The organism is Acutalibacter sp. 1XD8-36, assembly GCF_009917525.1.
In the GTDB taxonomy this organism is placed as follows: Bacteria; Bacillota; Clostridia; order Oscillospirales; family Acutalibacteraceae; genus Acutalibacter.
In genome coordinates, this window is record NZ_QZDU01000022.1 from 1 (window position 1) to 10,404 (window position 10,404).

Consider the following 10,404-nt stretch of genomic DNA (forward strand, 5'->3'; position numbering starts at 1 on the left):
GATTTCAACCCTCTTAAATTTTAGATTCTCGTACGGCTCTCTTTTGCCGCCGAGTGGAAGTTATTTATATAATAATCCCTTGGGACGAAAAATGCAAGCCTTTTTTTCAACTTTTTTGCATCTTTACATAATTATTTTTGAAATGGGCAAACTATGCTGAACCCGCGGTTTTATGCGGTTTTTACTCATTTCGGGCTTGAAAACAGCTCCACATTTCAACATTTCAACCATGCTTTTCCTTGGGCACCCCTGCCAGCACTGGCAGAATCCTCCAAGTATTCAGGCCGAGATTTGTACAAGTTTACAGCATTTTCCTCCCTTCTTACCCCATTGCTGTTTTTAAATTTCTCAGCCCGGACGCAAAAATCTCCTGCATTTCTGTCCCGATGCCAAGATTATAACATAAAAAGTGCCCCGGCGCAACCTCCGAAGCACTTATTCCTCTCTTTTCCTCTGCCTTGCAAGGGCCCCGCCCAGCTGGGCCACAGCATTCCCGCTTATTTCGCAGCCGTGCTCCCTGCAGAAGGCATACAGCACAGGGCTCGGCCCTAGGCACTGCCCCCAGCGCTCACCTGTCCTTCTGACCTGTCTGCGCCTGCTAAGCCCCGCGCCCACCAGCAGATAGTACCTGCCCCGCCACATGCACAGGGCCGAGTTTGCCAGCGGCTCCAGCCGGTAGAACTCCGACACGGCAGCGCATAATGCAGTAGGGCCGTCATACACAAACACCAGCGGCTGTGGGGGCGTTTTCAGCTTCACCGGCGCTCCCCCCTTCCTACAGCACCATACTATGTGTGCCGCAGGTCCTTTGTGCCTTTACTTTCTCATATGGCCAGGCAGCGCATTTCAAGGTAAGGGTCCTCGGCACGGAACACGGATGTGCCTGCAACGAGTATATTTGCCCCCGCCGCTTTACATAGGGGGGCCGTGTCCAGGTTCACCCCGCCGTCCACCTCTACCAGCGCCTGAGGGAACCTTGCCCTCAGCTTATAGACCTTGGGCAGCATATCCACCATCATGCTCTGTCCGCCGAAACCGGGCTCAACCGTCATCACGGTAATCTGGCTCAGGTCCTCCCCCCACTGACCTATTTCGGAAATGGGCGTCTTGGGACTTATGGCTACGCCCGCTTTTGCCCCGCTGGCCTTAATCGCCGCTATCACCGCCTGTGGAGGGTCCTTGCACTCTACATGGAATGTTATTATATCCGCTCCCGCCTGCCGGAACACGCTTATATATGGCAGCGGCTCCTCCATCATCAGGTGCACATCAAAAAGCAGCTCTGTCTTCTTCCTGATTGACTCTATCACTGCCGGGCCAATGCTCAGATTGGGCACGAAATGTCCGTCCATCACGTCCACATGGAGCATGTCCGCCCTCCTGATTTTTACAATCTCCTCGCTCAGCCGGCTAAAATCCGCCGCCAGCAGTGACGGTGCAATATAGACCATATTCCCCTCCTGTTTTCATTATGTTGGGTCCCTTCCCAAATTCTCCCCAAAATGTATATATATAATGATAGCAAACCGCCACGAGTTAGCAGAGCGTCTGCGCCAGTATTGTCAATATGGGTATGGTAATTATAGACAGCACTGTCGATACCGCTACCAGCTTTGAAGCCAACTCTGAGTCACGCTTGTACTGCACCGCGAACAGCACCGCGTTTGCTGCAACCGGCGTTGCCGCCTGTACAATTGTAGCCAGAAACAGCTCCTTTTCCGGGCGCACCCCTTCCGGCAGCAGTATCAGTATCCCCAGCAGCACTGCCGGAATAGCCAGCAGCCTTAAAAACGACACCTTGTACACACTCAGGTCTGACATAAACGAGTGCAGGTCCGCCTTTGCTATATAGCTCCCGATAACCAGCATTGCCAGGGGAGTGTTTAAATCGGCTATATACCCTAAGGGCTCCGCTATTATCCCCGGCAGCTCCAGTTTCAGAAAATATATCGGAAGCCCTATTGCAATACCTATAACCCCCGGGTTCAGCAGCACAGTCCTAATGTCCAGTTTCGCCTCGCCGCTCATCATGCTGTAGCCGTATGTCCAGCAGAGCACATTGAACATCACCACTCCGAAGGACGCGTAAATTACTCCCCTATCCCCTACAATCCCCTGCACAAGGGGTATGCCCATAAAGCCCACATTGCTGAATATCAGGGAGAACCTCAGCACCTTCTGTCTCTCCACAGGCTCCTTTTTGAACACCAGAAGGCTCACACCCAGCCCTATCAGCTGCCAAAGGGCCGGCAGGGCGATTGCCATTAGCAGCAGGGATATATCCAAGCCCCCTGCCGAGCCGATAAAGGAGTTTATAATAACGCATGGGGTCACCAGCTTTATAAGTACCATGGTTATCTCAGAAGCCCCCCGGTCTGTGAGCATTCCCTTTCTGGTGATAAAGCACCCCACCAGAATGAGTATAAGTATCACCGCTACCTTGGACACGACCTCAAGCATTGCCTCCATACCCATCCCCCTATCCAGCCGCTTTTACGACTTATCTTCCTTGTCGCCCTTACGTGCCTCCGCAGTCTTCTTCCTATACTCCCGCACGAACGCCGCCGTCAGTATAATAAGCGCCGCGCCGGTGACGCACTTGAGGGCTATCCCCCAGCCTCCGGCAAAGAGGTCAACCTCCGGCAGCAGGGCATTCACCAGCCACCAGCCGCCCAGGACCAGAAAGAACAGCCCGGCAAAGATAAATATCTTGTTCTCCTTCGCCATTGAAAATATCAGTATCAGGCCGATAACTATCCACAGGCCCGCATACATGTACTGCTGCGCGAATTGCTCCATATTTACCCTCCACACCCTTTCTTCGGCTTATTATAGCCTTTTTTCTCCATAATTACAAGCCCGCGCCGGATAAATCGGGAAAGCGCACAAAAAAGGAGAGACGGAGCGCTCTCTCCGTCTCTTGCTTACTCCAAAATATACAGCACCATCTGCCGCCGCCCTATGATGCTGCACTCCTCCAGGGTATCGTAGCATAAATCAGCGATTATATCTCCCGCCATGCAGGCCCCTCCGGTGTCTCCTGCCACCCCATAGCCATAGACTATTTTGCCGTCGGGCGAGGCCACGTACATCTTGGTGCCATAGGGTATAATCTCCGGGTCCACAGCTATCACGCCCCGCACCGCTTCCAATCCTATTGACGTTGTTCCGCCAGGGATACAGTATGCTGTGCAGGTGCCGGTTATGGTCTTTGAGTATGATATCTCGTTCCCCCATGGGTCAGTCAGCGCCCCGGCCTCTGCCGACACTGTTACGCTGGGCTTCTTGCCGCCTGTGGGCGTGGGGTCAGGCGTTGCCCCGCTGCCGTCGTCTATAAACTCCAGCTTAGGCGCAGTAGTCGGCATACCTGTCCCCCTCATGACTATCTGCTTTACCGGGTCGCTCTTTACCTTCTCAGAGAGCAGCTCCCTCTCCTCCAGCTTGCCGTCCACATAGGTCGCCCGGTATACTAGCTCCTTCTCCCCTTTAAGTCCCGCGCTGAGCAGCTTGGTCTGCCCCTCAGGCAGTTCACTTGAGCTCACATACTGTATCCCGTAATCTATCTCCTCGGTCTCCTTTTCTTCACTTATTTTCACACGCTGTACGACGACCCTCATTCCATTAGTAAGCGCCCGCCCCTCTGGAACATTCAGCCTGTCATGTTCCCCCAATGTAAATCCGCACTTCTCCAGCGCCTCCCCAACTGTTGCCGGTGAGACCTTAAAGCGGCTTGTCTTGCCATCTGCTGTGACGGTAAAAGCTGTCAGCATTGTAACCGTAAGCTCCATGCCGTCCTCCAGTGGAGCGTCTATGCTCTCGCTGCAGGCCATGTCCTCAGTAAACTTCACTCCGGCCTCTTTAAGAGCGTCCGCAACTGTGCCTCCAAAAAGCGTGACTTCTCGTGTTGCCCCTTCAAAGTTCACCGTCACATGGCAGCAGCGTTTAATGTCCACCGCCAGCTGGGCTGATATCACCAAGCCTCTGTCCGGATTCACCACATCGTCCGCCCCCAGGGCCATGCCATTATCCCTCAGCGCCTCCTCTATAGTAGCCCCTTTACGGGCCGTTATGGTAGAGGCAGCCCCGTTGTCTGTAACAGTAATCTCCACCCCACGGTAAACAGTCACGGTGCAGGATTCGCTGTCAAACTCCGCGCTGTCACCCGGCGCAAGCTCCGGCATACCCTTACGCTGAGCAGCATTTAGCAATGCCTCCTGGTCGGCTTTTCCCGCCCTTACACTGTACGTAATATCGCCGTCCTGCACGGTGCCCGAAACCGAGTAAACCGTAGCCTTCAAAATAACCGCTATAATTAGCGTAAGGGCCAAAGCCCCTGCCGAAGTAAGTACGGCAATACGGAGCCAAAGTTTTCTCATTTGCTGTTTATAGTACATGGCTTCTCCCAAAACTTTTGATTTTTTCAATAAGACCTCTCCATCTTACCATAAGGCAGGGTAAATGTAAAGCTTTCTGCCAGTCTTATGCAGCGCTGGAAAAAGAGACCCCGGAAGACCACAGGGGTTTCCGGGGACATTTTGCAAAAATTTAGCGCTTGGAGAACTGAGGAGCGCGGCGGGCTGCTTTGAGTCCGTACTTCTTGCGTTCCTTCATTCTGGGGTCGCGGGTTAGGAATCCGGCCTTCTTCAGCGCGGGGCGCAGATTCTCGCTATCGTACTGCAGCAGCGCGCGAGCCACTCCGTGGCGGATGGCTCCGGCCTGTCCGGTAACACCGCCGCCGGATACACGGCAGACGATATCAAACTTCTGGTCGTTATTGGTCAGGGCCAGGGGCTGGCGTACAATGTACTTCAGTGTATCAAGGCCGAAGTAATCGTCTATATCCCTATCGTTGATAGTGACCTTGCCGGTGCCCTGGTAAAGGCGCACGCGAGCCACGGAGCTCTTTCTCCTGCCTGTTCCGTAGAAATAAGGTGCGGTCTCATACATAGCTCAACATCCTCCTTTACATATTCCAAGCTTCCGGCTTCTGGGCCGCATGCTTATGCTCCGTGCCGGCGTACAGGCGCAGGCGGGACATGGCGTTGCGTCCAAGGGAATTGGACGGAATCATTCCCTTGACAGCCAGCTGCATGGCGAGCTCCGGCTTTGTCTTCATCAAGGAATCGTAACGGGTGGCCTTGAGATGACCGATATAGCCGGTGTGGCGGTAATAATACTTCTTCTCCGCCTTGCCGCCAGTGAGGACGGCGTCCTTGCAGTTCACGATGATTACATGGTCTCCACAGTCCACATGGGGCGTAAAGGTGACCTTATGCTTGCCGCGGAGCAGTACCGCAGCCTGAGCCGCTACACGGCCCAGAGGCTTGCCGGCGGCGTCGATAACGTACCACTTACGCTCGACTTCCCCGGCCTTAGGCATCGTAGTTGACATAGCTTAAACCTCCAAACTTTCACTGCCTTCTTTTGAACACCTGTTGATAATATCACAAGTTTCCCCCGCTGTCAACACCTTTTCCCTGCTTTTTTAATCGGCTCCCGGACTATCGCTTGTTTTCTCCTTTTTCCACCTGTTTTTCTCATATTTTCTCTTTTGCCATTTTCATTGAATTCCCATCTGCTTTTTTGAACATGCAAAAGACCAGCTTCAAATGAAGCTGGTCTTTTGTGTTGGCAAAAACCTATTTTCCCGGGCCGTTGCCAGCCAAGTATCTTCGGCACGAACGAGCTTAACTTCCGTGTTCGGGATGGGAACGGGTGGACCCTCGTCGTAATCAATACCAACTTATCACTGTCGGTCTTCCCGACTGCTCATATATAATACCACAGTCCTCCGAAAAATGCAAGCCTTTTTTTCAAAAAATTTCAATTTCTTTATCTTATTCAAGATATCGTATGGCAATTACTTTTATCCATATATATCGTGGCTAAACGTATCTCGTCCTGCACAGCAGCCATACCATATAAGCATGAAAATTTAAAATACTCAGTTCAGACTCATGTCAGTCTCACTGTGGGGTTTAAAGTCCAGGTTGGCGTGAAGGTATATCTTGAACTCTGCAATATCAAGTTCCTTGCCTTCACGGAGCAGGCAAAGAATTTTTTCCCTGCTCAAACTTTTGTAAAATTAAGAAAGATGACTCCAAACGAAGTCATCTTTCTTGTGTTGGCGGAAACCTATTTTCCCGGGCCGTTGCCAGCCAAGTATCTTCGGCACGAACGAGCTTAACTTCCGTGTTCGGGATGGGAACGGGTGGACCCTCGCCGTAATCAGCACCAACTTGTTTCTGTCGGTCTTCCCGACTGCTTGAATATAATACCACAATCCTTTTCAAAATGCAAGCTTTTTTTCAAAAAATTTTTTGATTTCTTGTATCTGCAAATATATTGTGTTTTATATATAGAGATATACCAGATACATGCTATATTTGTTATTGGTGTAATCAAATTATTAGCTTTCTTTTCTAGTAAAAAGAATAATCCCCTTGACTTGTACTATTTAATAGATTAAACTGTACCTATAAGTTTTCCGTTTATTCGGATATTAAAAGGAGGCTCTTTCTATGAGAAAAGGTAAATTTGGCATTGTCCTTTGCTTCTACCCCATCGCGGCTTTCGCTGCGGTGATACTTAACTCCCCGCTTATCTGCGCTGCTCTTACTGCTGTAGCCGTCTTCCTTGAGAAGGATGATTGGACTGGGAGGCAGACTGTTCAGGCCTGGATGGCATCTGCAGTCGTGTACTTTGTCAGTCATATGGCGGCCTGGCTGGACATGATATATATCCCATATATCAGCGGCTTCTTATCTTTAGTCAGTTCTGTTATCTTTGTTCTGATATATATTGCAGCTATTATTTTCTCCGTACTTAGCATTATCCGTGTACGCAAGGACGAGGAGGCAAACTTCCCTCTGCTTTCCGAGCTTGCCTACCGCATCTATGGCCAGCGCAAGCCCAAGCCGGTAGTACCCCCTATGCAGTATCCCTCTCCTTACAGTATGCCTCAAATGCCCCAGCAGCCCTCCCCTGCGGCTGCACAGGCCCCTCAACAGCCATACCCGCCACAGGGTGCATATCCCGCTTCCCCGGCCCCCGCACCTCAGTACACCCCTCCTATGGCTGTACAGCCCTCTTATGAGGCACAGCAGCCCCTCCAGCAGCCGCAGGAACCGGGTCAGGATAGTTCCAACAGTTAAGCAGCAATAAACCTCACCTAAAAAGGAGGCTTTTTATCATGGATAATCGGGAATTCATCCGCAGAAAGAGCGGTGGTCCTGTGCGGCGGCCCAGCCGCCGTAATGGTCCGCCACGGATTCTCTGGGTTCTCCTCGCACTGGCAGTTCTCGCAGCCATATTTCTACTTATTTTCTTCTTCAGAAAGAATTCCGGCAACAGTGAAGAGGAAGGGACAGGCTCGGTACCTGAGCCAACTCCACTGGTTTCTGACTCCTCAAATCTGGCCAGTGAGCCCAGCTCGGCCCTGGCAACACCCGAACCGCCATCCGCTGCCATGCCGGACCAATCATATCCTGACTCTGCCCCCACAGATATGGGTAGCTTCATGATTGCGGAAGGTAAGGGGTATGATTATTATAAGTTTAATGAAGAAAACACCAATAACTTTATATTGGCCGTTGATAATGCGGTAAAAAGCCTGCCGTCTTCCGTGAATTTTTACTCTGTAATCATCCCAGCCAGCATGGATGTAACGCTCCAGGAAAGTTATCTAGTTGACAATCAAGTAGACAGCAGCGACCAGCGCAAGGCTATCGACAGCTATATTTATCCATCCATTTCCGCCATGGCCCCCTCCGTCAAGACCGTCCCCACCTTTAATCCCCTTCGGGAGCACTGTAATGAATATATTTACTTCAATAGTGACCGCACCTGGACCCAGCTGGGTGCCTACTATGTCTATCGCTCCTTCTGTTCTGTAAAGGGCATTGAACCTGTCTCACTGGATAGTCTCACTAAAAAGGAATACGAGGGCTTCTCCGGCGGTTTCTATGGGGAGTCCAGCAGCGATTCCCTCTACACGGATACCGTGGAAGCCTATTTTCCCGGTGGCAATACCAGCCTAAGCTTTACTGATAGCGAGGGCGTCCAATATGAAAACTGGGCCGTGATTTCTGACGGAGACGGATATGATTCCTCACTGCTGTATCTAATATTTGCCGCAGGAGACCAGCCCTATAAGGTGCTTGAAAATAGCGATATTACCGACAGTTCTGCCTGCGTTGTCGTCCAGGATTCCTATGGAAACTACTTTATCCCCTTCCTGACACAGCATTATCAAAAGGTATATGTGGTCGACTACCGCTCCTATAGTTACAGCGTACCTGAGCTCGTTAGTGAGTCTGGAGCCACGGATATTGTCCTTATGGCAAATGTACTCGCTACCAGCAGCTCCTCGACGTCTGAAAGTTTGAACAGTATCTTTTAACAACTCACACATACTAAAATAGGGCAGCAAAATGCTGCCCTGTTTTCTTTACAATTTATTTGCTAGCAACTGCCATGAAGTGAGGGCTATATCCCAAAACAGAAGGCTCTGACTCTGTTAAGCGCAGCAGTTCAAGCAAGTGCTCACGGCTAGAGGTATCCTCCCATTTGGCATTCAAGTCAGGGGTAGGCCAGATTATTCCCTCAATCGCAAGCATATCTCCTATGGCAAACCCCGCCTCTTTCAATTCATCTGCAAAGCTTTCCGGGGTGTGGAAATAGGCCTCGGCTATAAAGCGCGGGTACTTGTCCGGCCGGTGGTGCTCTCCTGTGGTGAGCTCACTCCGGAGCATGTCCATATAGGTCTCGTCGTCGATGAAGTCGTTGGCGGTGCGGTAGGTGGACAGGGCCCAGGTAGCTGAGCTGAATTTGGATATGCCGGTGGCAATCAGCAGGCCTCCGTGACGCAGGATGCGGCGAGCCTCGCTCAGGGCCTTGAGGCGGTCCTGTTTGTCTGTAAGATGGTACAGCGGGCCCATGAGCAGCAGCGCATCGCAGGAGTCCTCCTCTGCAGGCAGGAAACGGGCGTCAGCGGGCTCAGCATGGTATGGGACGGTTTGATGGTCTATGGCGTATCGAACTGCCGAAGGAGCCAGCTCGTAGAGGGAGACGGTACAGCCCAGAGAAGCAAGCCAGTCGGAGTAATAGCCTACGCCGCCTCCCACGTCGAAGACTGTCATGCCGGGCTTAATATAACGTGCCAGGAGCTCCTTCGTGCGGGCGGCCTCAATGACACCTAATCTACGCTCTAGGCGGCCTATTTCAGCGCCGTTTTCGTAAAAGTCATATATCTCTTTATTGTTCATAGTATGCCTCGCTTTATAGGATATGGTTTATACTGTCTCCGTTTTGACGATACGGAAACCATTCTCAGTGTAGAGCGAAATCGCTCCACGATTCCAGTCCGCAACGTGGAGCATGATGGGTGAGACGCCCATACGCTGCATACGGGCCACTGCAAAGCGCAGCAGCCTCTTACCATATCCTTTCCGCTGATAGCTTTTTGCTACAAACAGGTCGTCTATCTCGTCTTCGTAGATAGCAACTGAGCCTGCCAGGTGGTTATCAATCTCAAGAATGAAGATATTTTCTGACTTGTTGAGTAGAACCTCCCGGGTGTCACAGCAGTTGACCGGGACCAACCCAAGAGCGCTGCGCATACCGGCGAAGCAGTCATTATAAGCCTCGCTGTAAGACGGGTAGTCTCGGTCGGCGTAGCTGCGAAGGGTCAGGGACGGAGATGACATTTCCCCGCCTGTGTACTCCATTGTGTGGGCTATGATGCTCATCCGGGTCCCCCTCCCTTTGACAAATTTTACGTATTGAGCTCTCCTTTATGTTGTATATGTATGCCTATGTGGCCTATGCCCAGGATAACTGCCAATATCAGCATCCAGATTACCTTACCATATATTCCCAAAAGGAAAAATACTGCTACCGGCAGCACCGCTCCTGGAACCGGAATTCCCAACAGACTGCGATAAAATCGATTTAGGGTCTGCCCGGTGGTAAAATAGCGCACCCACCATAGGATATAAACCATCATCAGTACCATTGTTGCAATCAGCCACCAGGTCCAGGGCGTCCAGGTGTGGAGGTTGAAGTCACCGAATATCAGCGCACATGTAGTAGTGAGTACCTCTCCGGTGCGTTCAAAGGCCAGTAGCAGCTTACTTTCGTTTGCAAAGCTGTAGCCCTCCGGCTTGTGCTGTGCCCATATAATGTTCGGAATGAAAAGCATCATCAGAATTATCGCGCCGATATATGAGAACCCAAGATGTCCCAGCAAAGAGAAAACCTCCATTTATGGAAAAAACAGCCTATCCGATTGGACAGGCTGAGACCCTCATATTTTACCTTTAGAGCAGTACTCATGTACCCTAAAAACTGGATAAAGCGTAAAAGGAGAAGACGAGAAAGGGAAGGAACAATATGGTCAAGCCC

Annotated in this window: 12 protein-coding genes and 2 rRNA genes; 2 read left to right on the forward strand and 12 right to left on the reverse strand. The window is 51.2% G+C overall.

The genetic code is table 11. The features are described 5' to 3' along the window. Positions 1-435 precede the first annotated feature (435 nt). The 9 genes from D5270_RS15815 to rrf (D5270_RS15855) all read right to left on the reverse strand — a co-directional run bounded on the left by D5270_RS15815 (position 436) and on the right by rrf (D5270_RS15855) (position 6,239). Positions 436-759 (reverse strand): hypothetical protein, encoded by a 324-nt coding sequence (locus D5270_RS15815; RefSeq protein ID WP_166544996.1) that lies wholly within the window; start codon positions 757-759, stop codon positions 436-438. 65 nt (positions 760-824) lie between these two features. Then, the gene (gene rpe / locus D5270_RS15820) at positions 825-1,451 is read right to left on the reverse strand and encodes a ribulose-phosphate 3-epimerase (RefSeq protein ID WP_161475130.1); all 627 of its coding nucleotides are present in this window, start codon (positions 1,449-1,451) and stop codon (positions 825-827) included. An 85-nt stretch (positions 1,452-1,536) separates the two neighbouring features. Continuing rightward, positions 1,537-2,469: an AEC family transporter gene (locus D5270_RS15825; RefSeq protein ID WP_166544997.1), complete on the reverse strand. Its 933-nt coding sequence runs from the start codon at positions 2,467-2,469 to the stop codon at positions 1,537-1,539. Between the two features lie 24 nt (positions 2,470-2,493). After that, a complete protein-coding gene (locus D5270_RS15830) occupies positions 2,494-2,799 on the reverse strand; it encodes a hypothetical protein (RefSeq protein WP_161475128.1) in 306 nt (101 codons plus the stop codon). 125 nt (positions 2,800-2,924) lie between these two features. Then, a complete protein-coding gene (locus D5270_RS15835; protein ID WP_166544998.1) occupies positions 2,925-4,376 on the reverse strand; it encodes a ubiquitin-like domain-containing protein in 1,452 nt (483 codons plus the stop codon). Between the two features lie 169 nt (positions 4,377-4,545). Beyond that, entirely contained in the window at positions 4,546-4,947 is a 402-nt protein-coding gene (gene rpsI, locus D5270_RS15840) for a 30S ribosomal protein S9 (RefSeq protein ID WP_161475270.1), read from the reverse strand. Positions 4,948-4,963: 16 nt separating this feature from the next. Further along, the gene (gene rplM, locus D5270_RS15845) at positions 4,964-5,392 is read right to left on the reverse strand and encodes a 50S ribosomal protein L13 (RefSeq protein WP_161475271.1); all 429 of its coding nucleotides are present in this window, start codon (positions 5,390-5,392) and stop codon (positions 4,964-4,966) included. Between the two features lie 234 nt (positions 5,393-5,626). Further along, positions 5,627-5,743, reverse strand: a 5S ribosomal RNA gene (gene rrf / locus D5270_RS15850). 379 nt (positions 5,744-6,122) lie between these two features. Then, a 5S ribosomal RNA gene (gene rrf, locus D5270_RS15855) occupies positions 6,123-6,239 on the reverse strand. A gap of 282 nt (positions 6,240-6,521) precedes the next feature. On the opposite strand from rrf (D5270_RS15855), the gene D5270_RS15860 reads away from it, so the two are divergent. Together D5270_RS15860 and D5270_RS15865 are read left to right on the forward strand one after the other, a co-directional pair. Next, a complete protein-coding gene (locus tag D5270_RS15860) occupies positions 6,522-7,154 on the forward strand; it encodes a hypothetical protein (protein ID WP_166544999.1) in 633 nt (210 codons plus the stop codon). Positions 7,155-7,192: 38 nt separating this feature from the next. Beyond that, positions 7,193-8,401, forward strand: coding sequence for a DHHW family protein (locus D5270_RS15865; RefSeq protein WP_166545000.1), 1,209 nt, complete (start codon positions 7,193-7,195; stop codon positions 8,399-8,401). 55 nt (positions 8,402-8,456) lie between these two features. On the opposite strand, the gene D5270_RS15870 is transcribed toward D5270_RS15865, so the two are convergent. The 3 genes from D5270_RS15870 to D5270_RS15880 are packed head-to-tail and all read right to left on the reverse strand — an operon-like array spanning position 8,457 to position 10,246. After that, on the reverse strand, positions 8,457-9,266 hold the full coding sequence (locus D5270_RS15870) for a class I SAM-dependent methyltransferase (protein ID WP_166545001.1): 810 nt from the start codon (positions 9,264-9,266) through the stop codon (positions 8,457-8,459). A gap of 27 nt (positions 9,267-9,293) precedes the next feature. After that, the gene (locus tag D5270_RS15875; protein WP_166545002.1) at positions 9,294-9,749 is read right to left on the reverse strand and encodes a GNAT family N-acetyltransferase; all 456 of its coding nucleotides are present in this window, start codon (positions 9,747-9,749) and stop codon (positions 9,294-9,296) included. Between the two features lie 26 nt (positions 9,750-9,775). Next, positions 9,776-10,246, reverse strand: a complete 471-nt coding sequence (locus D5270_RS15880) for a hypothetical protein (protein ID WP_166545003.1) — start codon at positions 10,244-10,246, stop codon at positions 9,776-9,778. Positions 10,247-10,404: the final 158 nt, after the last annotated feature.

What these genes read in the sequence shown, in the direction of transcription:
- rpe (WP_161475130.1), bottom strand. Translation starts at nt 1,451, where the DNA reads ATGGTCTATATTGCACCGTCACTGCTGGCGGCGGATTTTAGCCGGCTG.
- D5270_RS15825 (WP_166544997.1), bottom strand. Translation starts at nt 2,469, where the DNA reads ATGGAGGCAATGCTTGAGGTCGTGTCCAAGGTAGCGGTGATACTTATA.
- D5270_RS15830 (WP_161475128.1), bottom strand. Translation starts at nt 2,799, where the DNA reads ATGGAGCAATTCGCGCAGCAGTACATGTATGCGGGCCTGTGGATAGTT.
- D5270_RS15835 (WP_166544998.1), bottom strand. Translation starts at nt 4,376, where the DNA reads ATGAGAAAACTTTGGCTCCGTATTGCCGTACTTACTTCGGCAGGGGCT.
- rpsI (WP_161475270.1), bottom strand. Translation starts at nt 4,947, where the DNA reads ATGTATGAGACCGCACCTTATTTCTACGGAACAGGCAGGAGAAAGAGC.
- rplM (WP_161475271.1), bottom strand. Translation starts at nt 5,392, where the DNA reads ATGTCAACTACGATGCCTAAGGCCGGGGAAGTCGAGCGTAAGTGGTAC.
- D5270_RS15860 (WP_166544999.1), top strand. Translation starts at nt 6,522, where the DNA reads ATGAGAAAAGGTAAATTTGGCATTGTCCTTTGCTTCTACCCCATCGCG.
- D5270_RS15865 (WP_166545000.1), top strand. Translation starts at nt 7,193, where the DNA reads ATGGATAATCGGGAATTCATCCGCAGAAAGAGCGGTGGTCCTGTGCGG.
- D5270_RS15870 (WP_166545001.1), bottom strand. Translation starts at nt 9,266, where the DNA reads ATGAACAATAAAGAGATATATGACTTTTACGAAAACGGCGCTGAAATA.
- D5270_RS15875 (WP_166545002.1), bottom strand. Translation starts at nt 9,749, where the DNA reads ATGAGCATCATAGCCCACACAATGGAGTACACAGGCGGGGAAATGTCA.